Origin of the sequence: Streptomyces venezuelae (genome assembly GCF_008642275.1) — a bacterium.
In the GTDB taxonomy this organism is placed as follows: Bacteria; Actinomycetota; Actinomycetes; order Streptomycetales; family Streptomycetaceae; genus Streptomyces; species Streptomyces venezuelae_E.
Window position 1 is genome coordinate 5,356,813 of the sequence record NZ_CP029189.1, and the last position, 24,652, is coordinate 5,381,464.

Annotated in this window: 18 protein-coding genes; 14 read left to right on the top strand and 4 right to left on the bottom strand. The window is 72.3% G+C overall.

Translation table 11 applies throughout. The features are described from left to right. The first annotated feature begins 85 nt into the window (after positions 1-85). A complete protein-coding gene (locus DEJ51_RS24065) occupies positions 86-4,021 on the top strand; it encodes an AAA family ATPase (protein WP_150259704.1) in 3,936 nt (1,311 codons plus the stop codon). Between the two features lie 216 nt (positions 4,022-4,237). After that, entirely contained in the window at positions 4,238-5,668 is a 1,431-nt protein-coding gene (locus DEJ51_RS24070; RefSeq protein ID WP_150259706.1) for a sugar porter family MFS transporter, read from the top strand. Between the two features lie 41 nt (positions 5,669-5,709). Here the strand turns inward: DEJ51_RS24070 and DEJ51_RS24075 are convergent, their stop codons facing one another. Then, positions 5,710-6,696, bottom strand: coding sequence for an LLM class flavin-dependent oxidoreductase (locus tag DEJ51_RS24075; protein WP_150259708.1), 987 nt, complete (start codon positions 6,694-6,696; stop codon positions 5,710-5,712). 63 nt (positions 6,697-6,759) lie between these two features. Then, the gene (locus tag DEJ51_RS24080) at positions 6,760-8,229 is read right to left on the bottom strand and encodes a purine-cytosine permease family protein (RefSeq protein WP_150259710.1); all 1,470 of its coding nucleotides are present in this window, start codon (positions 8,227-8,229) and stop codon (positions 6,760-6,762) included. Between the two features lie 144 nt (positions 8,230-8,373). Here DEJ51_RS24080 and ftsY point away from each other — a divergent pair, with 144 nt between their 5' ends. Then, on the top strand, positions 8,374-9,591 hold the full coding sequence (gene ftsY / locus DEJ51_RS24085; RefSeq protein WP_150259712.1) for a signal recognition particle-docking protein FtsY: 1,218 nt from the start codon (positions 8,374-8,376) through the stop codon (positions 9,589-9,591). Between the two features lie 80 nt (positions 9,592-9,671). Here the strand turns inward: ftsY and DEJ51_RS24090 are convergent, their stop codons facing one another. Continuing rightward, positions 9,672-10,340 carry a bifunctional DNA primase/polymerase gene (locus tag DEJ51_RS24090; protein ID WP_150259714.1) on the bottom strand — a complete coding sequence of 223 codons (669 nt, stop codon included), beginning with the start codon at positions 10,338-10,340 and terminating at the stop codon, positions 9,672-9,674. A 420-nt stretch (positions 10,341-10,760) separates the two neighbouring features. Between DEJ51_RS24090 and DEJ51_RS24095 the strand changes: the two genes are divergently transcribed. The 5 genes from DEJ51_RS24095 to ffh all read left to right on the top strand — a co-directional run bounded on the left by DEJ51_RS24095 (position 10,761) and on the right by ffh (position 18,650). Then, on the top strand, positions 10,761-12,251 hold the full coding sequence (locus tag DEJ51_RS24095) for a hypothetical protein (RefSeq protein WP_190620594.1): 1,491 nt from the start codon (positions 10,761-10,763) through the stop codon (positions 12,249-12,251). A gap of 375 nt (positions 12,252-12,626) precedes the next feature. Further along, complete coding sequence (locus tag DEJ51_RS24100; RefSeq protein ID WP_150259716.1) at positions 12,627-13,967, top strand: ammonium transporter; 1,341 nt, start codon at positions 12,627-12,629, stop codon at positions 13,965-13,967. After that, positions 13,964-14,302, top strand: a complete 339-nt coding sequence (locus DEJ51_RS24105) for a P-II family nitrogen regulator (protein WP_030009357.1) — start codon at positions 13,964-13,966, stop codon at positions 14,300-14,302. Before DEJ51_RS24100 ends, DEJ51_RS24105 begins: the two co-directional genes overlap by 4 nt. A 17-nt stretch (positions 14,303-14,319) precedes the next feature. Then, a complete protein-coding gene (locus DEJ51_RS24110; protein WP_150259718.1) occupies positions 14,320-16,746 on the top strand; it encodes a [protein-PII] uridylyltransferase in 2,427 nt (808 codons plus the stop codon). 332 nt (positions 16,747-17,078) lie between these two features. Continuing rightward, entirely contained in the window at positions 17,079-18,650 is a 1,572-nt protein-coding gene (gene ffh, locus DEJ51_RS24115; RefSeq protein WP_190620595.1) for a signal recognition particle protein, read from the top strand. 338 nt (positions 18,651-18,988) lie between these two features. Here the strand turns inward: ffh and DEJ51_RS24125 are convergent, their stop codons facing one another. Beyond that, a complete protein-coding gene (locus tag DEJ51_RS24125) occupies positions 18,989-19,717 on the bottom strand; it encodes a methyltransferase type 11 (protein ID WP_150259720.1) in 729 nt (242 codons plus the stop codon). 131 nt (positions 19,718-19,848) lie between these two features. Here DEJ51_RS24125 and proS point away from each other — a divergent pair, with 131 nt between their 5' ends. From proS to trmD, 6 genes are all read left to right on the top strand, one after another. Continuing rightward, positions 19,849-21,261: a proline--tRNA ligase gene (proS, locus tag DEJ51_RS24130; RefSeq protein WP_150259722.1), complete on the top strand. Its 1,413-nt coding sequence runs from the start codon at positions 19,849-19,851 to the stop codon at positions 21,259-21,261. Positions 21,262-21,487: 226 nt separating this feature from the next. Then, positions 21,488-22,084 carry a hypothetical protein gene (locus DEJ51_RS24135; protein WP_030012572.1) on the top strand — a complete coding sequence of 199 codons (597 nt, stop codon included), beginning with the start codon at positions 21,488-21,490 and terminating at the stop codon, positions 22,082-22,084. A gap of 305 nt (positions 22,085-22,389) precedes the next feature. Then, complete coding sequence (rpsP, locus tag DEJ51_RS24140) at positions 22,390-22,830, top strand: 30S ribosomal protein S16 (RefSeq protein WP_030011890.1); 441 nt, start codon at positions 22,390-22,392, stop codon at positions 22,828-22,830. A 2-nt stretch (positions 22,831-22,832) separates the two neighbouring features. Next, on the top strand, positions 22,833-23,072 hold the full coding sequence (locus DEJ51_RS24145; protein ID WP_030011889.1) for an RNA-binding protein: 240 nt from the start codon (positions 22,833-22,835) through the stop codon (positions 23,070-23,072). Positions 23,073-23,197: 125 nt separating this feature from the next. Next, complete coding sequence (gene rimM, locus DEJ51_RS24150) at positions 23,198-23,767, top strand: ribosome maturation factor RimM (protein WP_150259724.1); 570 nt, start codon at positions 23,198-23,200, stop codon at positions 23,765-23,767. Continuing rightward, positions 23,767-24,588: a tRNA (guanosine(37)-N1)-methyltransferase TrmD gene (trmD, locus tag DEJ51_RS24155; RefSeq protein WP_150259726.1), complete on the top strand. Its 822-nt coding sequence runs from the start codon at positions 23,767-23,769 to the stop codon at positions 24,586-24,588. Before rimM ends, trmD begins: the two co-directional genes overlap by 1 nt. Positions 24,589-24,652: the final 64 nt, after the last annotated feature.

Consider the following 24,652-nt stretch of genomic DNA (forward strand, 5'->3'; position numbering starts at 1 on the left):
AGGTGGGGGGCCTGATCCCGTTGGCGTCAGTTGTGCCCAGCACCTTCATGGGTGAAACCGAACGCGAAAGGTAGAGTCCGGCGGCGTGCACCTCAAGTCCCTGACCCTGCGTGGCTTCAAATCCTTCGCGTCCGCCACCACCTTGCGCTTCGAGCCCGGAATCACCTGTGTCGTGGGCCCGAACGGCTCCGGCAAGTCCAACGTGGTGGACGCACTGTCCTGGGTCATGGGCGAACAAGGGGCCAAGTCCCTGCGCGGCGGGAAGATGGAAGACGTCATCTTCGCCGGGACCACCGGGCGGCCGCCACTCGGCCGGGCGGAGGTGTCCCTGACGATCGACAACTCCGACGGCGCGCTCCCCATCGACTACGCCGAAGTCACCATCACCCGGATCATGTTCCGCGGCGGCAGCAGCGAGTACCAGATCAACGGTGACACCTGCCGCCTGCTCGACATCCAGGACCTGCTCTCCGACTCCGGCATCGGCCGCGAGATGCACGTCATCGTGGGGCAGGGCCAGCTGGACTCCGTACTGCACGCCGATCCCATGGGCCGCCGCGCCTTCATCGAGGAGGCGGCCGGCGTGCTCAAGCACCGCAAGCGCAAGGAGAAGGCGCTGCGGAAGCTGGACGCGATGCAGGCCAACCTCGCACGCGTCCAGGACCTCGGGGACGAGCTGCGGCGCCAGCTCAAGCCCCTGGGGCGGCAGGCGGCGGTCGCCCGCCGGGCGGCCGTGATCCAGGCGGACCTGCGCGACGCGCGGCTGCGGCTGCTCGCCGACGACCTGGTCGTCCTGCGGCGCGCCCTCGACGCGGAGATCGCGGACGAGGCGGCGCTCAAGGAGCGCAAGGAGGCCGCCGAGGCCCAGCTCGCGGGCGCCGTGCGGCGCGAGGCGGAGCTGGAGGAGGCGGTACGGGAGCTCACGCCGCGGCTCCAGCGGGCCCAGCAGACCTGGTACGAGCTGTCGCAGCTCGCCGAACGCGTCCGGGGGACCGCCTCCCTGGCGGAGGCCCGGGTCAAGAGCGCCTCGGCTCCGGCCGAGGACGAGCGCAGGGGCCGCGATCCGCAGGAGACGGAGCGGGAGGCCGCGCGGATCCGTGAGCAGGAGGCGGAACTGACGGCGGCTCTGGAGGCGGCCTCGCGGGCACTGGAGGACACGGCCGAGCACCGGGCGGAGCTGGAGCGGGCGCTGGCCGAGGAGGAACGCCGGCTGCGGGACGCCGCGCGGGCCATCGCCGACCGGCGCGAGGGGCTGGCCCGGCTGACCGGGAGGCTCGGCGCGGCCCGTTCCCGCGCGGGGGCGGCGCAGGCCGAGATCGACCGGCTCGTCGCGGCACGGGACGGGGCACAGTCCCGGGCCGCCGCCGCGCAGGAGGAGTACGAGGCGCTGGCGGAGGAGGTCGGCGGCCTCGACGACCCCTCGGCCGGCACGGACCACGAGAGCGCGCGGGAACGGCTGGCGCGGGCGGAGGCGGAACTCTCCGCCGCCCGGGAGGAGCTGTCCGGGGCGGAACGCTCCCGGGCGGCCGTCTCAGCGCGCCGGGACGCACTGGCACTGGGGCTGCGCCGCAAGGACGGTACGGGGGCACTGCTCGCGGCGCGGGAGCGGCTGGCCGGGCTCCTGGGACCGGCGGCGCAGCGGCTGACGGTGGCCCCCGGGTACGAGGCCGCCGTGGCGGCCGCACTGGGCTCGGCCGCGGACGCCCTGGCGGTGGCCTCCCCGGGGGCGGCGGCCGAGGCGATCCGCCACCTCCGTGAGGCGGACGCGGGCCGCGCCACCCTGCTGATCACCCCGACGGCACCCGCCCTCCCGGGCCAGGCCTCGGACCCGGACGGCCCGTACACCCTTCCGGCGCAGCCCCCGGGACCGGCCGCTGCCTCCCCGGAGGGGGACGCGGACGCGGATGTGGCCGCCCCGGCCGGCGTGCCGGGGCAGGGCTCGGGAGCCGGGACCGGGGCCGCCCAGGAGCACGGGGGCCGGACCGGCCGGGGTGAGGTGCTCGCGTCAGCGGCCGAACCGGACGGAGCCCTCCCGGGCCGGGCCGCGCCCGCCGGCGTGCCCGGACAGGACTCCGGGATCGCGCTCGCCGCCGCCGGGGGCCGGCCGGGCAGAGGCCCGGCGTCGGAGCCGGACGCGGATGCCGCGGGACGGGTCGAAGGAGCGGGTGTTCCGGCCGGCGTGCCCGCCCGGCACGCCACGGCCGTGGACGGGGCGGGCCCGCCCCTGCCCGCCGCGGCACTCGTGGCCGGGGACGCCGAGGTGCGGCGGGCCGTGGCGTGGGTGCTGCGGGACCACGTCGTGGTCGGGACCCTGGACGAGGCCGAGGCGCTGGTCGCCGAGCGGCCCGACGCGGTCGCCGTGACCCTCGACGGGGACGTGCTCGGGGCGCACCTCGCGCACGGTGGCTCCGCCGGCGCGCCCAGCCTGATCGAGGTGCAGGCGGCCGTCGACGAGGCCGCCGGCGAGCTGGCCCGGCTGAGCACGCGGTGCGAGGAGCTCGCCGGTGCCCGGGCGGCCGCCCAGGAACGCCACCAGGCCGCGGCCGCCCTGGTCGAGGAGCTCGCCGAGCGGCGCCGCGCCGCGGAACAGGCCCGGGCCGGGGTCGCCCAGCAGCTCGGGCGGCTGGCCGGACAGGCGAAGGGCGCGGCCGGCGAGGCCGAACGCAGCGCCGCCGCCGCGGCCCGGGCCCAGGAGGCCCTGGAGCAGGCGCTGTCCGAGGTGGAGGAGTGCGCGGAGCGCCTCGCGACCGCCGAGGAGATGCCGGTGGACGAGGAGCCGGACGGATCCCGGCGGGACCGGCTCGCGGCCGACGGGGCCAACGCCCGGCAGACCGAGATGGAGGCGCGGCTGCAGTCGAGGACCCTTGAGGAACGGGTCAAGGGGCTGGCCGGCCGGGCGGATTCACTCGATCGCGCGGCCCGCGCGGAGCGTGAGGCCCGGATGCGCGCCGAACGGCGCCGGGCCCGGCTGCGTCACGAGGCGGAGGTGGCCCGGGCGGTGGCCGACGGCTCCCGCCAGCTCCTCGCGCATGTGGAGGTGTCCCTCGGCAGGGCCGACGAGGAGCGGGTGGCCGCCGAACGGGCGAAGGGCCTCGCCGAGCGGGAGCTCGGCGAGGCGCGCGACCGCGGCCGGGAGCTGAAGGGGGAGCTGGACAAGCTCACCGATTCGGTCCACCGCGGCGAGGTGCTCGGGGCCGAGCAGCGGCTGCGCGTCGAGGCGCTGGAGGCCAAGGCGCTGGAGGAGTTCGGCATGGCCGCCGCCGGGCTGGTCGCCGAGTACGGCCCCGACCAGCCGGTGCCCCCGTCCCCGGCCGCCGAGGGCGAGGTGCTGCCGGAGGACCCGCAGGACCCGCGCAACCGTCCCGGCCCCTTCGTCCGGGCGCAGCAGGAGAAGCGGCTGAAGGCGGCCGAACGCGCCTACCAGCAGCTCGGCAAGGTCAACCCGCTCGCACTGGAGGAGTTCGCGGCGCTGGAGGAGCGCCACCAGTTCCTCAGCGAGCAGCTGGAGGATCTCCGCAAGACGAGGGCCGATCTCCTTCAAGTCGTGAAGGAGGTCGACCGGCGGGTCGAGCAGGTCTTCACCGAGGCCTACCGCGATACGGCCCGGGAGTTCGAGGGGGTGTTCTCGCGCCTGTTCCCCGGCGGCGAGGGCCGGCTGATTCTCACCGACCCGGACAACATGCTGACCACCGGCGTCGACGTGGAGGCCCGTCCGCCGGGCAAGAAGGTCAAGCGGCTGTCGCTGCTCTCCGGCGGCGAGCGCTCGCTGACCGCCGTGGCGCTGCTGGTGTCCATCTTCAAGGCGCGCCCCAGCCCGTTCTACGTGATGGACGAGGTCGAGGCCGCGCTCGACGACACCAATCTGCAGCGGCTGATCCGGATCATGGAGGAGCTCCAGGAGAGCTCGCAGCTGATCGTCATCACGCACCAGAAGCGGACGATGGAGGTCGCGGACGCGCTCTACGGCGTCTCGATGCAGGGCGACGGGGTCTCCAAAGTGATCAGCCAGCGCCTCCGGTAGGCCGCATCATTCAGATATTGAAGGCAAAGGGCGCCGACGCGTCGAGCGATGGCTCACTCATCAGGTCTTGACTTCAGAAAGTGAAGTCATAGGCTCTGCTCTGGCGTGTTGACGTTCAGGTGGTGGTGCGCAGTTTGCTGTGCGCCACTAGAGGAACACGCGCAACGACGAATCCCCCACACAGCCCGCCGTCGCCGCCGGGCCCAGGAGCGCACCTTGACCAGCACAGCGAACGCACCCGCGTCAGGCGGTGGAAACCCGGCCCAGCCCGACCACCTCGGTCACGTCATCTTCATCACCGCGGCCGCTGCCATGGGCGGTTTCCTCTTCGGCTACGACAGCTCGGTCATCAACGGCGCGGTCGAGGCCATCCGCGACCGCTTCGACGTCGGCTCGGCGGCGCTCGCCCAGGTGATCGCCGCCGCGCTGATCGGCTGCGCCATCGGTGCCGCCACCGCGGGCCGCCTCGCCGACCGGATCGGCCGAATCCGCTGCATGCAGATCGCCTCGATCCTGTTCACCGCGAGCGCCATCGGCTCGGCCCTGCCGTTCGCCCTCTGGGACCTCGCCATGTGGCGCGTCATCGGCGGCTTCGGCATCGGCATGGCTTCCGTCATCGGCCCCGCCTACATCGCCGAGGTCTCCCCGCCCGCCTACCGGGGCCGGCTGGCCTCCTTCCAGCAGGCGGCCATCGTCATCGGCATCGCCGTGTCGCAGCTGGTCAACTGGGGCATCCTCAACCTCGCCGACGGTGACCAGCGCGGTGAGATCGGCGGACTCGAAGCCTGGCAGTGGATGCTCGGCGTGATGGTCGTCCCGGCCGTGCTCTACGGCCTGCTGTCCTTCGCCATCCCGGAATCCCCGCGCTTCCTCGTCTCGGTCGGCCGCACGGACAAGGCCAAGGAGGTCCTGCGCGAGGTGGAGGGCTCCGGCATCGACGCCGACGCCCGCATCCGCGAGATCGACCACTCGATGCGCTCCGAGGTGAAGTCCACCTTCAAGGACCTGCTCGGCGGCCGCTTCGGCTTCCTGCCCATCGTCTGGATCGGCATCGGCCTCTCGGTCTTCCAGCAGCTGGTCGGCATCAACGTGATCTTCTACTACAGCTCCTCGCTGTGGCAGTCGGTCGGGATCGACGCGAGCTCCTCGTTCCTGTACTCCTTCGAGACCTCGGTCGTGAACATCATCGGTACGGTCATCGCGATGATCTTCGTGGACCGGCTCGGCCGCAAGCCGCTCGCCCTCATCGGTTCCGTGGGCATGGCGCTGTCGCTGGGCACGGCGGCCTGGGCGTTCTCGTACAAGACCGGAACCGGCGACGACATCACGCTGCCGCACGCCCAGGGCATCACCGCCCTGGTCGCGGCGAACCTCTTCGTCCTCTTCTTCGCCCTCTCCTGGGGCGTGGTGGTCTGGGTGCTGCTGGGTGAGATGTTCCCCGGCCGCATCCGCGCCGCCGCCCTCGGCGTGGCCGCCTCGGCCCAGTGGATCGCCAACTGGGTCATCACCGTCACGTTCCCGTCGCTGTCCGACTGGAACCTCTCGGGTGCCTACATGATCTACACGTTCTTCGCCCTGCTCTCGATCCCCTTCATCCTCAAATGGGTGCCGGAGACCAAGGGCAAGGCGCTGGAGGAGATGGGGTAACCACCCCCGCCACCACCCCTTCTCCTCGATACTGCCCCGGCTCAGTCCTTGAGCCGGGGCAGTACCTGTTCGCAGAGCAGGTGCAGGCTGCGCCAGCCCTCGTCCAGCGGCATCCCGCCGCACAGCGGGTGCAGGACCAGGTTCCCCGCCTCGCCCGCGGCCCGGCCGTACGCGACCGCCTCGTCCGGGGTGAGGATCCGGTACACGCCCTCCGCGCGCAGCTCCGCCACCGAGCGCGCGGCCGACCGTACGGCGCTGCGGATGTCCTTGGACTGCCAGGACGCGTACATGCCCGCCTCGTGCAGGAAGTGCTCCCCGTACAGGTCCCAGGCCCGGTCCGGGTCCTCCGCGACGTGCAGCAGCGGGGTCTCGGCCGCCGGCATCATGCAGAAGCCCTCCGTGCCGTACTCCGCCAGCCGCGCGGTGTAGTAGGCCTCCAGCTCCGGCAGGTGCGCGCTCGGGAAGAAGGGGAGCCCCAGCCGGGCGGCCCGGCGGGCCGCGGCCTCGGAGCTGCCGCCGACCAGCAGCAGGGGGTGTGGCCGGGTGAACGGCGTCGGGGTGACCCGGACCGTGCGGCCGCGGAACTCGAAGGGCTCGCCGGTCCACGCCTTCAGCAGGGTCTCCAGCAGCTCGTCCTGCAGCCTGCCGCGCCGGCCCCACTCCACGCCGTGCTGCTCGTACTCCTCGGGCCGGTAGCCGATGCCCGCGACCGTCACCAGCCGGCCACCGCTCAGCAGGTCGAGGACGGCGATGTCCTCGGCGACCTTCAGCGGGTCGTACAGCGGGCCGATGATCGCCGAGACGGTGACGGCGATCCGCCGGGTCGCGCCGAAGACCGCGCCCGCGAAGGCGAACGGGGAGGGCAGCCAGTTGTTGCCGGTGCCGTGGTGCTCCTCGGTCTGGACGGTGTCGATCCCGCGGTCGTCCGCGTACCGGGCCATCTCCAGCGCCGCCTTGTACCGGGCGGAGAGGGACTCGGGGGTGCCGTTCGGGTCGACGAGATTGAACCGGGCCACGGTGATGGGCATGGAGAAGTCCCCCTTCGCCGGAGGTGGGTGGGCAGGCGAAGGGGGACGTTAGCTGACGTGACGTCAGTTGGACAGGGATCCGGCGGGCTCGCGCTCCGGGTCCGCGGCGGCCGGCTCCGCCGGCGACCCCGCCGGCGCCGTCCGCGGCAGCACGGCGTACAGCACGCCCGAGGTGACGATGCCCGCCACCCAGCCCAGGCCGTTGCGGCCGATCCAGGTGCCCGCGAACGGTCCGGCGAACCAGTCGACCTCGGTGAACAGCAGCCCCACCAGCAGGGCGAGGGCCCACGCGGTCATCGCCTGCCAGGCGAAGCCGCCCTTGTACCAGTAGGCGCTGGTCCGCGTGGTGTCCAGCAGCGCGGGGCCGTCGTAGGACGTGCGGCGCAGCATGTCCACGCCGAAGACGCCGATCCAGGCGGAGAAGGCCACGGCCAGCAGCGTCAGGAAGGAGATGAACGAGCCGAAGAAGCTGGTGGCGACCACCATCAGCAGGAAACCGAAGACCAGGCTGATGGCCGCGTTGACGCTGACGGCCGCGGCGCGCGGGACCTTGATCCCGAGGGTCTGCGCGGTGAACCCGGCCGAGTACATCGACATCGAGTTGATCAGCAGCATGCCCACGAGGGCGATGAGCAGGTACGGGACCGCGATCCAGGTCGGGAGCAGCTCGCCGATGAACGACACCGGGTCCTGGGCCGTGGCCAGGTCCGGGGTGCCGACGGCCATGACCGCGCCCATCAGGACCATCGGGAGCACGACCACGCCGGCGCCGCCGATCGTCGCGCCGACCATGGCCTTGGAGGAGGCGGTGCGCGGCAGGTAGCGGGTGAAGTCGGGGCCCGAGGGGACCCAGCTGATCCCGCCGGCCGCGATCGTGCCGATCCCCGCGATCATCATCGCGCTGGAGCCGGCCGGCTTGCCGAAGACGGCGGACCAGTCGGTGGTGAACACCAGGTATCCGAGGACGAGGACGCTGAAGGCGCCGAAGAAGTACGTCGACCACGTGGAGCAGACGCGCAGCGCGTTGATGCCCAGACCCGAGACCACGAAGGTGCAGCCCACGAAGAACAGCAGGGTGACGACGATGAGCGGGGTGCTGCTGCGGACCCCGAACAGCAGGTCGAGCACGGTCAGTACGGCGTAGGCGCCGCTGACCGCGTTGATCGTCTCCCAGCCCCAGCGGGCCACCCAGATCAGGGCACCCGGGAACAGGTTGCCCCGCTGCCCGAACACCGCCCGCGAGAGGGCCATGCCGGGGGCGCCGCCGCGCTTGCCCGCGATGGATATCAGGCCGACGATCCCGTACGAGACGACGGGCGCGGCGACCGCGACGACGAGCACCTGCCAGATGTTGAGCTTGTTGAAGATCACCAGACCCGCGCCCATGGTCAGCAGCAGCACGCTGATGTTGGCGGCGACCCAGGTGGGTACGAGCTCGCGGACCCGGCCGGTGCGCTCGCCGTCCGGGACGGGTTCCAGGCCGCGGGTCTCGATCGCGGTTTCGGCTGCACCGTCGGCGGGCTCGGCAGGCATGCGATGGCTCCGTTGGGGAGGTTATGAGGGGAAGTCGTCCATCATCATGGATTGACCGCTAAAACCACAATCGGAGGCTTACGTCCTGGTCCGCGTGCCCGGGTTCCCGGCTCCCGGGCGGCCGTGGCCGATACTGGTGGGGTTATGGACATCCTCATCCTTGCTGTAGTCATCGCCCTGGTCGCGGTCGGTGTGATCAGCGGGCTCGTGGTCAGCAGCCGCAAGAAGAAGCAGCTGCCGCCGCCGGCACCGCCGAGCACGCCGACCATCACTGCCCCGCCTGCCGAACCGCAGGTGGGGGAGGACGCCGTAGAGACGGCGGAAGAGCCGCGCCGCACGATCGAGGAGGTCGGGCTCCCGGAGGCCGAGGCTCCCGCCCCGGCGCCGGCAGCCGAACCCGTGCCCGCGGCCCCGGCCGCGCCCGAGATCGAGGTTCCCGAACCCACCGCCGGGCGCCTGGTCCGGCTGCGCGCCCGCCTGGCCCGGTCGCAGAACTCCCTCGGCAAGGGGCTGCTCACGCTGCTTTCCAGGGAGCACCTCGACGAGGACACCTGGGAGGAGATCGAGGAGACCCTCCTCGTCGCCGACGTCGGTGTGGTGCCGACCCAGGAGCTCGTGGACCGGCTCCGCGAGCGGGTCAAGGTGCTCGGCACCCGGACCCCGGCGGACCTGCGCGCCCTGCTCAAGGAGGAGCTGCTGACCCTGGTCGGCACCGACTTCGACCGCGCCGTGAAGACGGAGAGCGGCGAGGACACCCCCGGCGTGATCATGGTCGTCGGTGTCAACGGCACCGGCAAGACCACCACGACCGGCAAGCTGGCCCGGGTGCTCGTCGCCGACGGCCGCAGCGTGGTGCTCGGCGCGGCCGACACCTTCCGCGCCGCGGCCGCCGACCAGCTCCAGACCTGGGGCGAGCGCGTCGGCGCCCGTACCGTGCGCGGCCCCGAGGGCGGCGACCCGGCCTCGATCGCCTACGACGCGGTCAAGGAGGGCATCGCCGAGGGCGCCGACGTGGTGCTCATCGACACCGCGGGCCGCCTGCACACCAAGACCGGTCTGATGGACGAGCTGGGCAAGGTCAAGCGCGTCGTGGAGAAGCACGGCCCGCTGGACGAGATCCTGCTGGTCCTGGACGCCACCACCGGGCAGAACGGTCTGACCCAGGCCCGTGTCTTCGCCGAGGTCGTGGACATCACCGGCATCGTGCTGACCAAGCTCGACGGCACCGCCAAGGGCGGCATCGTCGTCGCCGTCCAGCGTGAGCTGGGCGTACCGGTCAAGCTCATCGGCCTCGGTGAGGGGCCGGACGACCTGGCCCCCTTCGAGCCGGAGGCGTTCGTGGACGCCCTGATCGGCGACTGACCGCGGTCCCGCACGGACACCGGTGCCCCCGCGTTCCACCGGAACGCGGGGGCACCGTCATGTGCGGGCCAGGAGCGGCGCTACCGGCGCAGGCGGTGGCAGATGTACGCGAGGGTCCCCAGCAGCAGCCTGGCCTGCGGCGGACCGCCCGCGGAGTCGAGCGTGGGCGGCCGCAGCCAGCCGACGTGGCCGAGCCCGGCGCGGTCGGAGGGCGGGGCCGTCACGAAGGCGCCGTGACCGAGGGCCCGCAGGTCGAGGTCGGCGTCGTCCCAGCCCATCCGGTACAGCAGCTGCGGCAGTTCGGCCGCAGCCCCCGGGGCCACGAAGAACTGGGCCCGGCCGTCGGCGGTGACGACGACCGGCCCGAGCGGCAGGCCCATCCGCTCCAGCCGCACCAGGGCGCGCCGCCCGGCCTCCTCGGAGACCTCGATGACGTCGAAGGCGCGGCCCACGGGGAGCAGTACGGCGGCGCCCGGGTACTCGCTCCAGGCCTCGGTGACCTCGTCCAGGGTGGCACCGGCCGGGACCGTGGGCGCGAAGGCCAGGGGATGCGCCCCGGGTTCGCGGCAGGCCGCGACCCCGCAGGAGCAGTCGCGGGCGGGCGCCGCGGCGCGGGCGCCGGGGACCACGTCCCAGCCCCACAGTCCGGTGTACTCCGCCACCGCCGTGCACTCCGAGGTCCGGCCGCGGCGCCGGGTGCCGGAGCGGAACTCCTTGGTGCTGCGGCTGCCGCCGATCGTGAAGCCCATGCCCATGCCCCCTCCAACGGGTCGGACGTGCCGGTGGTTACGGAGCCGGTGCGACGACCTCGGCGGGACCTCCGCCGGCGGCCCCGCCGCGGGGTGCCCCGCCACGCCGCCCGGCGCACGTCCCGCCGCGCGCGCCCCGAACGCACTCCAGTCCAACCGATCCGCTTTCACCTCGGTGTCAAGTGAATCGCGCCTGGCGGGTGGCTAGTTCATTCGAAGGGGTGGCGAATGGTGGCGTTTCTGGAATCGACCTCGCGGCAGGGGTGATCGTAGGATTACTTTCGGTACACGAAACCGAAGGCGGCCCATCCGTGGGTATGCCGGAGGCAATACGTGAAGGACCTGTGAAGGTCCATGGTGGCGCCCGTCGCCCCGGCCAGGGTTTCGTGTGGAAGATGCTGAGCGGATGGGGGCGTTCCAGTGAGCGGCAACGGCGCAAGCGGAACGATCGAGGATGCTGCTGCGCGCAATGACCAGCTGACCTCGTGGTTCGTCCGCAGCGGCTGGTCCAAGGGCGAACTCGCCCGGCAGGTCAACCGCCGGGCGCGCCAGATGGGTGCCCACCACATCAGCACGGACACCTCCCGGGTGCGCCGCTGGCTCGACGGTGAACAGCCCCGCGAACCCGTCCCGCGCATCCTGTCCGAACTGTTCTCCGAGCGCTTCGGCTCCGTCGTCGCCATCGAGCAGCTCGGCCTGCGCACCGCCCACCAGACCCCCTCCGTCTCCGGGGTCGACCTGCCCTGGGCCGGCCCGCAGACCGTCGAACTGCTCGGCGAGTTCTCCCGCAGCGACCTGATGCTGGCGCGCCGGGGCTTCCTCGGGACCTCGCTCGCCCTCTCCGCCGGCCCCGCCCTCATCGAGCCCATGCAGCGCTGGCTCGTCCCGGTACCGGCCGCCGACCCGGGACCGCGAGGGGCGGGGCCGACGGGGGCCCTCGGCGGCCACCGCCCGCCCCGGCTCTCCGAACCGGAACTCGACCTCCTCGACGCCACGACCGTCATGTTCCGCCAGTGGGACGCCCAGTGCGGCGGCGGACTGCGCCGCAAGGCCGTCGTGGGCCAGCTCCACGAGGTCACCGACCTGCTCCAGGAGAGCCACCCGGCGCCGGTCATGAAGCGGCTCTTCAAGGTCGCCGCCGAACTGGCCGAACTCGCCGGCTGGATGAGCTACGACATCGGCCTCCACCCCACCGCGCAGAAGTACTTCGTGCTGGCGCTGCACGCCGCGAAGGAAGCCGGGGACAAGCCGCTCGGTTCGTACATCCTCTCCAACATGAGCCGTCAGATGATCCACCTGGGCCGCCCCGAGGACGCCCTGGAACTCATCCACCTCGCGCAGTACGGCAGCCGCGACTGCGCCGGCCCGCGCACCCAGGCCATGCTGTATGCGATGGAGGCCCGCGCCTACGCCAACATGGGCCAGCCCAGCCGCTGCAAGCGCGCCGTGCGGATGGCCGAGGACACCTTCTCCGACGTCGGCTTCGGGGGCGAGCCCGAACCCGACTGGATCCGCTTCTTCTCCGAGGCCGAGCTGAACGGCGAGAACTCCCACTCGTACCGGGACCTGGCCTACGTGGCCGGGCGCAGCCCCATGTACGCCTCCCTCGCCGAGCCCGTCATGGAACGGGCCGTCGAGCTCTTCGAGAAGGACGAGGAGCACCAGCGCTCCTACGCCCTCAACCTCATCGGCATGGCCACCGTGCACCTGCTCCAGCGCGAGCCCGAGCAGGCCGTGGCCCTCGTCGACCGTGCCCTGGACGTGGCGGGAAAGGTGCGGTCCGAACGGGTGAACACCCGCCTGCGCAAGACCGTCGACACCGCCGCCCGTGAATACGGCGACGTCGCCGAGGTGGTCCGGCTCACCGACCACCTCGCCTCCCGGCTCCCCGAAGCCGCGGAGGCCGTCTGACGGCCCACGCGGCCGTCCCCGACCCCGGCCGCGGCAGTCACCCCGTGAAGCCCGATCAGGCTCCCCCAGCCAGGACATCCGGGTACTGCCGCGGCCGGTCCCCCCTTTGCGCCTGAAACGGCGCCGCTCTCGCGGAGGGGGTTGCTCGTCGTCGTGGTTGCTCAATTGACGGGTGCCGTGTTCATCGCTGCGTAACAGCACAGACCTCTTCGTCACGGCCGCGAAACATCGGGCGGCGCCGCCGGAAACCGGCCTGCGCGAATCTCGGGGTCATTAACCGGCCAGCCTCCCCAGCCCGGCCGGACACCCCCTTTTACGCCGCTCAGGTTTTCACGATCGCCCGCACGCGAACGTACCGACGACGAGGAGACGCCGATGGCATCAGCCATCACGACCCTCGCGGCAGACGCCCCGACGCTGTCTGCCGCGAACACCGGGTTCATGCTCATCTGCTCCGCCCTGGTCATGCTGATGACCCCGGGACTCGCCTTCTTCTACGGAGGCATGGTCCGCGTCAAGAGCAGCCTCAACATGCTGATGATGAGCTTCATCAGCCTCGGGATCGTCACGATCCTGTGGGTCCTCTACGGCTTCAGCCTCGCCTTCGGCACCGACTCCGGCTCCCTCATCGGCTGGAACTCCGACTACGTCGGCCTCAGCGGCATCGGCATCACCGAGCTGTGGGACGGCTACACCATCCCGGTCTACGTCTTCGCCGTCTTCCAGCTGATGTTCGCCGTCATCACCCCGGCCCTGATCAGCGGTGCGCTGGCCGACCGCGTGAAGTTCGGCGCCTGGGTCCTGTTCACCGCCCTGTGGGTCACCGTCGTCTACTTCCCCGTCGCCCACTGGGTCTGGGGCGCCGGCGGCTGGCTCTTCGAGCTCGGCGTCATCGACTTCGCGGGCGGCACCGCCGTCCACATCAACGCCGGCGCCGCCGCCCTCGGCGTGATCCTGGTCATCGGCAAGCGCGTCGGCTTCAAGAAGGACCCGATGCGCCCGCACAGCCTCCCCCTCGTGATGCTCGGCGCCGGTCTCCTGTGGTTCGGCTGGTTCGGCTTCAACGCGGGCTCCTGGCTCGGCAACGACGACGGCGTCGGCGCGGTCATGTTCGTCAACACCCAGGTCGCCACTGCCGCCGCCATGCTCGCCTGGCTCGCCTACGAGAAGCTGCGCCACGGCTCCTTCACCACCCTGGGCGCCGCCTCCGGCGCGGTCGCCGGCCTGGTCGCCATCACCCCCGCAGGCGGTGCCGTCAGCCCGCTCGGCGCGATCGCCGTCGGCGCCATCGCCGGTCTGCTCTGCGCCATGGCGGTCGGCCTCAAGTACAAGTTCGGCTACGACGACTCCCTCGACGTGATCGGCGTCCACCTCGTCGGCGGTGTGGTCGGCTCCCTGCTCGTCGGCCTCTTCGCCACCGGCGGGGTCCAGTCCGACGTGGCCGGCCTCTTCTACGGCGGTGGTCTGGAACAGCTCGGCAAGCAGGCCATCGGAGTGTTCGCCGTCCTCGCCTACTCTCTGGTGGCATCGGCGCTCCTCGCCTTCCTCCTCGACAAGACGATCGGGATGCGGGTGTCCGAGGACGACGAGGTCGCCGGTATCGACCAGGTCGAGCACGCCGAGACGGCCTACGACTTCAGCGGAGCCGGCGGCGGCGCCGCCTCGCGGAGCACCGCTTCCCCCGCCCCCTCCGTGAGCAAGAAGGTTGACGCATGAAGCTGATCACCGCGATCGTCAAGCCCCACAAGCTGGACGAGATCAAGGAAGCCCTCCAGGCCTTCGGAGTGCAGGGACTCACCGTCACCGAGGCCAGCGGCTACGGCCGCCAGCGCGGCCACACCGAGGTCTACCGCGGTGCCGAGTACCAGGTCGACCTCGTCCCCAAGATCCGCATCGAGGTACTGGTCGACGACTCCGACGCCGAGGAACTGATCCGGGTGATCGTGAGCGCGGCGGCCACCGGGAAGATCGGTGACGGCAAGGTGTGGAGCGTCCCCGTGGACTCGGTCGTACGGGTCCGCACCGGCGAGCGCGGCGCCGACGCGCTCTAGGTGACGGGAGCTGCCGGGTGACGAGCGTCGAAGAGAACACGGACCACACGGCCGACTCGGGACCCGGCGGCTACGCCGAGGCCCGGCTGCGACTCCTCCAGGAGGAGTCGCGGTCCGGGCCTTCGCGCCGTTCCGCCCTGGCCGGGCTGACCGACACATGGCTGAACGCGCTGTTCACCACCGCCGTACGGGAGACGGGTGTCCGCGCTGCCACGCTGGTCGCCGTCGGCGGCTACGGGCGCGCCGAACTCTCCCCGCGCAGCGACCTCGACCTGGTGCTGCTGTACGACGGCAAGGCCGATCCGCGGGCTCTGGGCGCGCTGGCCGACCGGCTCTGGTACCCGGTGTGGGACCTCGGGCTCGCCCTCGACCACTCGGTACGCACCCCCGGCGAGGCCCGCAAGACGGCCGCCGAGGACCTGAAGGCGCACCTCGGCCTGCTGGACGCCCGCACCGTCGCCGGTGACGCCGGACTCCTGGCCGGCCTGCGGACCGCCGTACTTGCCGACTGGCGCAACCAGGCGGCCAGAAGGCTCCCGGAGCTGCACACCCTGTGCCGTGAGCGGGCCGAGCGGGCCGGTGAACTGCGCTTCCTGCTCGAACCCGACCTCAAGGAGGCCCGCGGGGGCCTGCGCGACGCCACCGCCCTGCGGGCGGTCGCCGCGTCCTGGCTGGCCGACGCCCCGCGCGAGGGCCTCAGCCAGGCCCGGCGGCGGCTCCTGGACGCCCGGGACGCCCTGCACCTGGTCACCGGCCGGGCCACCGACCGGCTCTCCCTCCAGGAACAGGACCAGGTCGCGGCCCGGCTCGGACTCCTCGACGCGGACGCGCTGCTGCGCGAGGTCTACGAGGCCGCGCGCGTCGTCGCCTACGCCGGCGACGTGACCTGGCGGGAGGTCGGGCGCGTCCTGCGGGCCCGTGCCGCCCGGCCCAGGCTCCGCGGACTGCTGGGCGGCCGGGGCGACCGGGTGCCGCCGCGGGCGCCCCTGGCCGAAGGCGTGGTGGAGTCCGACGGCGAGGCCGTACTGGCCCTGGCCGCGCGCCCCGACCGTGATCCCGTACTCGCCCTGCGGTTCGCCGCGGCCGCCGCGCAGGCGGGACTGCCGGTCTCCCTGCACGCCGTACGCAGACTCGCGGCGCAGGGCAAGCCGCTCCCGGTGCCCTGGCCGGCCGAGGCCCGTGAACAGCTGCTGACCCTGCTGGGGGCGGGGGAGCCGACGGTGGCCGTGTGGGAGGCCCTGGAGGCCGAGGGCCTGATCACCCGGCTGCTCCCGGACTGGGAGCGGGTGCGCTGCCGCCCCCAGCGCAACCCCGTCCACACCTGGACGGTCGACCGGCACCTGATCGAGACGGCGGTGCGGGCCTCCGCCCTCACCCGCCGGGTGGGCCGCCCCGACCTGCTGCTGATGGCCGCGCTCCTGCACGACATCGGCAAGGGCTGGCCGGGGGACCACTCGGTGGCCGGCGAGACCATCGCCCGGGACGTCGCCGCACGGGTGGGATTCGACGCCCGGGACGTCGCCGTGCTCGGGACGCTCGTACGGCACCACCTGCTGCTGATCGACACCGCGACCCGGCGCGACCTGGACGACCCGGCCACCGTCCGCACGGTCGCCGACGCCGTCGGGTCGGTGGGCACGCTGGAGATACTGCACGCCCTGACCGAGGCGGACGCCCGGGCCACCGGTCCGGCGGCGTGGAGCGCATGGCGGGGATCGCTCGTGGCGGACCTCGTCGCGCGGGTCGCCGCCGTACTGCGCGGCACGGCCCCGGTGGCCGGGGAACCGGAGATCCCGACCACCGAACAGGAACGCCTGGCCGTGGAGGCCCTGCGCACCGGGGAGCCGGTCCTGGCGCTCCAGGCCCGCCAGGAGGACGACGCGGTCGGCGTGGACCTCGTCGTCGCCGTCCCCGACCAGCCGGGGGTCCTCCCGGCGGTGGCCGGGGTCCTGGCCCTGCACCGGCTCACCGTACGGGCGGCCGACCTGCGCTCCATGGAGCTCCCGGACCGCCTCGGCGAGGTCCTGGTACTGCGCTGGCGGGTGGCGGCGGAGTACGGCGCGCTGCCGGAGGCGGCCCGGCTCCGCACCGACCTGGTCCGCGCCCTGGACGGCTCGCTGGACGTCCCGGCCAGGCTGGCCGACCGCGAGGCGGCCTATCCGCGGCGGCGCGGGGTGGTCCCGCCGCCGCCCCGGGTCACGGTGGTCCCGGAGGTGTCCTCGCTGGCCACGGTCCTGGAGGTGCGCGCGCCGGACGCGGTGGGTCTGCTGCACTGCATCGGCCGGGCCCTGGAGTCCCGCGGCGTCCGGGTCCGCAGCGCGCACGTCTCCACCCTGGGCGCGAACGCGGTGGACACGCTGTACGTGACCACCCCCGAGGGCAAACCCCTCGACCCGGCGGAGGCGACGGCCCTGGCCGGCCGGTTGGCTGCCGCCCTGGCGTAGCCGGCAACGACGGCGGGGCCGGCTCTTCCGGCCCCGCCGTCGTTTGAGGCGCGGGGTTGGGGCGGAGCCCCGGGAAACGGTGAAAGGGCGGGGCGGCACTCATGCGCACGTGACCCGGATGCTGTGGGGGTCGTTCTACGCGTCGTGATCCCCATGGTCATGGGGATGATCCACCGGGACAGCAAGTCCTGACGATCGGCAAGGCATGCTCCCCGCCGCTGCGGGGATGTGACCTCGCTTGCCGGACCCGGCAGGCGAGGTTCATTCGTTTGCGGGGCCGGATACTCTGGAGGGCGACCGACCGCCCCCGACCCCAAGGACCAACGAGCGCCGTGTTCGATACTCTTTCCGACCGCCTGGCGAATACTTTCAAGGGCCTCCGTGGCAAGGGGCGCCTCAGCGAGCAGGACATCGACGCAGCGGCCCGGGAAATCCGTATCGCGCTCCTCGAGGCCGACGTCGCCCTGCCCGTCGTCCGCTCGTTCATCGCGAACGTCAAGGAACGGGCCCGGGGCGAGGAGGTCAGCAAGGCGCTGAATCCCTCCCAGCAGGTGCTCAAGATCGTCAACGACGAGCTCGTCACCATCCTCGGCGGCGAGACCCGGCGGCTGCGCTTCGCCAAGACCGCCCCCACCGTGATCATGCTGGCCGGTCTCCAGGGTGCCGGTAAGACCACCCTCGCCGGAAAGCTCGGCCTCTGGCTGAAGGGGCAGGGCCACGCGCCGCTGCTCGTCGCCTGTGACCTCCAGCGCCCCAACGCCGTCAACCAGCTGAGCGTCGTCGCCGAGCGCGCCGGCGTGGCCGTGTACGCGCCCCAGCCCGGCAACGGCGTCGGCGACCCGGTCCAGGTCGCGAAGGACTCCGTCGAGTACGCGCGGACCAAGCAGTACGACATCGTCATCGTCGACACCGCCGGCCGCCTCGGCATCGACGCCGAGCTGATGCAGCAGGCCGCGGACATCCGCGACGCCGTCAGCCCCGACGAGATCCTCTTCGTCGTCGACGCCATGATCGGCCAGGACGCGGTCAACACCGCCGAGGCCTTCCGCGACGGCGTCGGCTTCGACGGCGTCGTGCTCTCCAAGCTCGACGGCGACGCCCGGGGCGGTGCCGCGCTCTCCATCGCGCACGTCACCGGCAAGCAGATCATGTTCGCCTCGAACGGCGAGAAGCTCGACGAGTTCGACGCCTTCCACCCGGACCGCATGGCGGGCCGGATCCTCGACATGGGTGACATGCTCACCCTCATCGAGCAGGCCGAGAAGACCTTCTCGCAGGCCGAGGCCGAGAAGATGGCGGCCAAGCTCGCCAAGGGCCCCAAGGAGTTCACGCTCGACGACTTCCTGGCCCAGATGGAGCAGGTCCGCAAGATGGGCTCCATCTCCAAGCTGCTCGGCATGCTGCCCGGCATGGGGCAGATCAAGGACCAGATCAACAACATCGACGAGCGCGACGTCGACCGCACCGCGGCGATCATCAAGTCGATGACCCCGGCCGAGCGCCAGGACCCGACGATCATCAACGGCTCGCGCCGTGCCCGTATCGCCAAGGGCTCCGGCACCGAGGTCAGCGCGGTCAAGTCGCTGGTCGAGCGGTTCTTCGACGCCCGCAAGATGATGTCCCGCATGGCCCAGGGCGGCGGCATGCCGGGGATGCCCGGCATGCCCGGGATGGGTGGCGGCCCCGGCCGGCAGAAGAAGCAGGTCAAGCAGGCCAAGGGCAAGCGCAAGAGCGGCAACCCGATGAAGCGCAAGGAAGAGGAGGCCGCAGCCGCGGCCCGCCGGGAGCAGGGCCCGCAGGCGATCGAGCCCGCGGCCGCCGGCAACCCCTTCGGCCTTCCGGCGGGTGGCCAGGGCGGCGAGGACTTCGACCTCCCGGACGAGTTCAAGAAGTTCATGAAGTAACACCCGCGCAGGTGGGTGAGGAGGGCCCCGGCCGTGTTCGCACGGCCGGGGCCCTCCCGTCTTCTCCGGGGCGACGGCCCGATCCATCCGACGCGCAGAGCCCCTGCGGACTGTCCGCCGCCCCCACCGCCCTCGACGCCGTCGACCACGAGATGCGGCGCATCGTGGACGGGTGCTACCCGGAGGCCTGCCGTCTGCTGCGCGACCACCGGCCGCGGCCGGACCCCCTGGCCCGGGCCCTCCTCGCCGAGCAGACCCCGGACGAGCCGGCCGCCCACGCCGCCGCGGGCATCACGCGGCTGACGAAGGGGCACGGCGCCGGCTGGGGAGCGGCCGCGTCAGTCCACCCGGGCGATCACGTACCGGAAGATGTTCGGCAGCCACACGGCGCCGTCGGATCGCTCGAACGGGTGAAGCGCCTCGGCCAGCTCCTTCTCCGCCAGCACCGAATCGGCCGGTTCGAAGGGCGCGGCGCACGCCGCTCCCGTGGAGCCGCCCGCGCCGGGGTAGAGCCCGGTCGACAACAGCCCGCGGACCGCGCTGTCCACGTCCGCGTACCCGAACGGGCAGAACACCCGCCCGGAACCGTCGGGCCGGAGCCCGGCCCGCTCCACGAGCGCGTCGAGGTCCCGCGGCGCGGGCCCGCCGCCGAGCACCGAGGGCACCGTGCAGCGCTCCGCGGGGCCCCAGCCGGCCAGCACCACCGCCCCGCCGCGGCGGACCGCGGGCAGGGCCGCGGCCAGCGCCGCCGGGGCCGGGGAGAAGGCCAGCAGAGCGTCGTACGGGCGGGACCGCCCCGCCGGCTCCGGCGGGGCCGCCAGGACCTCCAGCAGCCGCTCACGGGCCAGCGCCCGCCGGGCCGGGTCCGCCTCCACACCCGTGGCCACGGCTCCCCGCCCGGCCGCCAGCAGCAGTGGCAGCCCGGCTCCGCAGTCCAGGCCGAGCAGCCGGTCGCCCGGCCCGACCTCCAGCCGGTCGTAGACCGCCTCGTACAGCGGTACAAGCATCCGTTCCTGGATCTCCGCCCAGTCCCGGGCGACGAGCGTCGCCGTCGGCGTCGGTGTCATCGAAAGAGCGCTCCTGATTCCGTGTCGCCCCCTTGCCCCCGTTGCCAGAGAACTCCCCATTCGCCCGCGCGTCCAGAGGAGCGCGGCACCCGATTCACGCATCGTGTGCCGGGCGCCGTACGATTCGCGGCATGGCAAAGGCACCCGTTCTCACCCCGCAGGCGGAGGATTTCCCCCGCTGGTACCAGGATCTGATCAACAAGGCCGAGCTGGCCGACAACGGTCCGGTCCGAGGCACCATGGTCATCCGACCGTACGGCTACGGCCTGTGGGAGCGGATGCAGCAGGAGATGGACGCGCGGATCAAGGACGCGGGCGCCCAGAACGCCTACTTCCCGCTGTTCATCCCGCAGTCGTACCTGACGAAGGAAGCGGAGCACGTCGAGGGCTTCGCCCCCGAGCTCGCGGTCGTCACGCACGGCGGCGGCAAGGAGCTGGAGGAGCCCGTCGTCGTCCGGCCCACGTCCGAGACGATCATCAACGACTACTTCTCCAAGTGGGTCCAGAGCTACCGCGACCTGCCCCTGCTGATCAACCAGTGGGCCAACGTGGTCCGCTGGGAGATGCGCCCGCGCGTGTTCCTCCGTACGAGCGAGTTCCTCTGGCAGGAGGGCCACACCGCCCACGCCACCTACGAGGACGCCCGCGACTACGCGGCCCGCATCCACACGGACGTCTACGGCGACTTCATGACGAACGTGCTCGGCATCGACGTCGTGCTCGGCCGCAAGACCGCCAAGGAGCGCTTCGCCGGCGCCATCAACACCCTCACCCTCGAAGGCATGATGGGCGACGGCAAGGCCCTGCAGCTGGGCACGAGCCACGAGCTCGGCACCAACTTCGCCAAGGCCTTCAACACCCAGTACCTGTCGAAGGAAGGCAAGCAGGAGCTCGTCTGGCAGACCTCGTGGGGCGTTTCGACCCGCATGGTCGGCGGCCTGATCATGTCCCACGGCGACGACAACGGCCTGCGGGTGCCGCCGCGTCTCGCACACGTCCAGGTCGTCGTCATGGCGATCAAGGGCGACGAGGCCGTCGCGAAGGTCCGCGAGCTCGGCGCGCAGCTGAAGGCGGCCGGCATCCGCGTGCAGGTCGACGACCGCGTGGACACCCCCTTCGGCCGCCGCGCCGTGGACTGGGAGCTCAAGGGCGTACCGGTCCGCATCGAGATCGGTCCCCGCGACCTGGAGGCCGGCACCGCGATGCTGGCCCGCCGGATCCCGGGCGGGAAGACCCCCGTGCAGATCGACGCCCTCGCCGACCTGCTGCCCAAGGTGCTGGACGAGGACCAGGCGCAGCTGCTGCGCGAGTCCCGCGAGCGCCGGCTGGCCCGTACCTCCGACGTCGCGACCATCGGGGAGGCCGCCGAGGCCGCCGTCGCCGGTGGCTGGGCGCGGATCCCGTGGGCGGACCTCGGTCCGGAGGGCGAGGCCAAGCTGGCCGAGCAGGCCGTGTCCGTGCGCTGCCTGATCGCCGAGGACGGGTCGGTCCCGGAGGCGGACGACGCCCCCGGTACGCTCGCGATCGTCGCGCGCTCGTACTGACCGGGCCGACCGGCCCCTGTGCCCCGGCGTGCGGCTCGTGCCGCGCGCCGGGGCCGGTTCGTCTCGGCCGGCCGGGGCGAGTTGGTCGACGTTACGTACCGACTCCTCCTGAGATCGGCGCACCCGTCCTCGTCGGGACGCATGAGACTGAACTGACTGGTACGTGCAAAAAATTTGGAATGGCCCGGAATCGGAACACCCGGGCACCTCGGCTCGTTGTCACGACGTGAGCACGACACCACCTGTTCTCGCCGCAGAGCTGGCGCAGGCGTGGGCCGATATTCAGCGGTACCACCCCGAGCTGCCTGACCTTGCCGCGCCCGAGTCCCTGATCGGTGAGTCCTCGTCCGCCTGCGGCGCCGAGCTCTCCTTCGAGCGACTGCTGCACGAGGCAGTCCACGGCATCGCCGCCGCCCGCGGTGTCCGCGACACCTCGCGTGCCGGCCGCTACCACAACCGCAGATTCCTCGCGATCGCCGAGGAGATGGGGCTGGACCACTCCGAGGAGCCGCACGCGAGCAGCGGCTTCTCCCTGGTCACGCTCAATCCGGAGGCGAAGCGCCGCTACCGTCCCACCATCGAGCGGCTGCAGCGTGCGCTGAAGGCGCACACGGCCGCCACCGCGGCCGACACCAAGCGCAGCTTCCGCGGACCGGCCGCCCGGCACGGTTCCTCCGGCGGCGGCGTGCGCGTGAAGGCCGTCTGCGACTGCGGGCGCAACGTCCGGGTGGTCCCTTCCGTGCTGGCTCAGGCGCCGATCGTGTGCGGTGGCTGCATGAAGCCCTTCCGCATCCCCGACGTGGCCATCGCGGCGGCCTCCTGACCGCCTTCCCGTCGCCGCCGGGGCCACCCCCACGGCGGACCGGGCGCCGGGCCATCGCCCCCACCGGGGCGCCTGCCTCCGGCGCGCACGGCCGGCCCGTACCGCCCCCGTGCGGTCGGCTGGCGCCGGACCTGCCCGCCCGGCTGAGCGCGCCGCAGGCGTATGGCACAATGGCTAGCTGTACTCGACAGTCGCATAGGACCCCTCTCTCCTCCGGCTGACGCGTCCATCGGGCACCCGAGTACCGCAACCCCACGTGGCATCTCATGTGCCCAACCACGTCAAGTTCAGGAGACACCACTCCAGTGGCAGTCAAGATCAAGCTCAAGCGCCTCGGCAAGATTCGCCAGCCGCACTACCGCATCGTCGTCGCCGACGCCCGCACCCGCCGGGACGGTCGCGCGATCGAAGAGATCGGTATCTACCACCCGACCTACAACCCGTCGCGCATCGAGGTCAACGCCGAGCGTGCGCAGTACTGGCTGTCCGTCGGCGCCCAGCCCACCGAGGCTGTGCTCGCCATCCTGAAGCTGACCGGTGACTGGCAGGCCCACAAGGGTCTCCCCGCCCCCGCGCCGCTCCTGCAGCCGGCGACGAAGGAGAGCAAGCGTCGCTCCTTCGACGAGTTCGCCAAGGCCCTTGAGGGCATCGGCGAGGGCAAGGGCGAGGCCATCACGCAGAAGGCGAAGAAGGCCGACAAGAAGGCGGACGAGGCCGAGGCCGCCGCCGAGTCGACCGAGGCCTGAGCATGCTCGAGGAGGCTCTTGAGCACCTCGTAAAGGGCATTGTGGACAACCCCGACGAAGTGCAGGTCGCCTCGCGCAACCTGCGCCGCGGGCAGGTGCTCGAGGTCCGGGTTCACCCCGACGACCTCGGCAAGGTGATCGGCCGCAACGGCCGCACCGCACGTGCTCTGCGTACCGTCGTGGGCGCCATCGGCGGCCGGGGGATCCGCGTCGACCTCGTCGACGTGGACCAGGTCCGCTGAGCAGTTGATTCACCGGCACGGGCCGGGGAGGGCGATGGTTGCCCGCCCCGGCCCGTGTCGTTTCTGCCCTCGGGCAGGAGCGACCAATGATGTGAGCAACCACGCCGCAGTAAGGGAAGAGCACAGTGGAGTTGGTAGTCGCGCGGATCGGCCGCGCCCACGGCATCAAGGGTGAGGTCACCGTCGAGGTGCGCACCGACGAGCCGGAGCTGCGACTGAGCCCCGGTGCCGTGCTCAAGACGGAGCCCGCGACGGCGGGACCGCTGACGATCGAGGCGGGCCGCGTGCACAGCGGGCGGCTGCTGCTGCGCTTCGCGGGCGTCAAGGACCGCACCGGAGCCGAGTCTCTGCGCAACATCCTCCTGATCGCCGAGGTGGATCCCTCCGAGCTGCCGGAGGAGGAGGACGAGTACTACGACCACCAGCTGATGGACCTGGACGTGGTGCTGGAGGACGGCACCGAGATCGGCCGGATCACCGAGATCTCCCACCTGCCCTCGCAGGACCTCTTCATCGTCGAGCGGCCGGACGGCTCCGAGGTGATGATCCCCTTCGTGGAGGAGATCGTCGCCGAGATCGACCTGGAGGAGCAGCGCTGCGTCATCACCCCGCCGCCCGGGCTGATCGACGAGCGCGACGCCGTCGTCGTCTCGACGCGGGACGAGGACGCCGCGCAGTCCGGGGACGACGCCTGATGCGGCTCGACGTCGTCACGATCTTCCCCGAGTACCTGGAGCCGCTGGACGTCTCCCTGGTCGGCAAGGCGCGCGCCCGCGGGCAGCTCGACGTACACGTGCACGACCTGCGGGAGTGGACGTACGACCGGCACAACACCGTGGACGACACCCCGTACGGCGGCGGTCCCGGCATGGTCATGAAGACCGAGCCGTGGGGCGAGGCCCTGGACTCGGCGCTGGCCGACGGCTACGAGGCCGGCGCCCACGGTCCCGTCATGGTCGTCCCCACCCCCAGCGGCCGCCCCTTCACCCAGGAGCTGGCCGTCGAACTCTCCGAGCGGCCCTGGCTGATCTTCACGCCGGCCCGGTACGAGGGCATCGACCGCCGGGTCATGGACGAGTACGCCACGCGGATGCCGGTGTACGAGGTCTCCATCGGCGACTACGTCCTGGCGGGCGGCGAGGCGGCCGTACTGGTGGTCACCGAGGCCGTGGCCCGGCTGCTGCCCGGGGTGCTCGGCAACGCCGAGTCCCACCGCGACGACTCCTTCGCGCCGGGCGAGATGGCGAACCTGCTGGAGGGGCCCGTCTACACCAAGCCCCCGGTGTGGCGCGGCCGGGACATCCCCGAGGTGCTGCTCAGCGGGCACCACGGGAAGATCGCCCGGTGGCGCCGGGACGAGGCCTTCCGCCGTACCGCGCAGAACCGCCCCGACCTGATCGAGCGGTGTGAAGCCGCCGGCTTCGACAAGAAGGACCGGGAGATCCTCTCCGTCCTGGGCTGGCAGCCGTCCGCCGACGGCCGATTTTGGCGCAGGGCGCAGGCCGTGGAAGAATAGGCGGCTGCTGTGTGCTCACGGGCGCCCCTGCCACAGGGGGACCGTCGTCCGCCGGGTCGCACAG

Excerpts from the sequence above, each read along its gene's own strand:
- DEJ51_RS24080 (WP_150259710.1), bottom strand. The coding sequence starts at position 8,229 with ATGCCTGCCGAGCCCGCCGACGGTGCAGCCGAAACCGCGATCGAGACC.
- DEJ51_RS24100 (WP_150259716.1), top strand. The coding sequence starts at position 12,627 with ATGGCATCAGCCATCACGACCCTCGCGGCAGACGCCCCGACGCTGTCT.
- DEJ51_RS24090 (WP_150259714.1), bottom strand. The coding sequence starts at position 10,340 with ATGGGCTTCACGATCGGCGGCAGCCGCAGCACCAAGGAGTTCCGCTCC.
- DEJ51_RS24125 (WP_150259720.1), bottom strand. The coding sequence starts at position 19,717 with ATGACACCGACGCCGACGGCGACGCTCGTCGCCCGGGACTGGGCGGAG.
- trmD (WP_150259726.1), top strand. The coding sequence starts at position 23,767 with ATGCGGCTCGACGTCGTCACGATCTTCCCCGAGTACCTGGAGCCGCTG.
- ftsY (WP_150259712.1), top strand. The coding sequence starts at position 8,374 with ATGGACATCCTCATCCTTGCTGTAGTCATCGCCCTGGTCGCGGTCGGT.
- DEJ51_RS24075 (WP_150259708.1), bottom strand. The coding sequence starts at position 6,696 with ATGCCCATCACCGTGGCCCGGTTCAATCTCGTCGACCCGAACGGCACC.
- DEJ51_RS24145 (WP_030011889.1), top strand. The coding sequence starts at position 22,833 with ATGCTCGAGGAGGCTCTTGAGCACCTCGTAAAGGGCATTGTGGACAAC.
- DEJ51_RS24105 (WP_030009357.1), top strand. The coding sequence starts at position 13,964 with ATGAAGCTGATCACCGCGATCGTCAAGCCCCACAAGCTGGACGAGATC.
- proS (WP_150259722.1), top strand. The coding sequence starts at position 19,849 with ATGGCAAAGGCACCCGTTCTCACCCCGCAGGCGGAGGATTTCCCCCGC.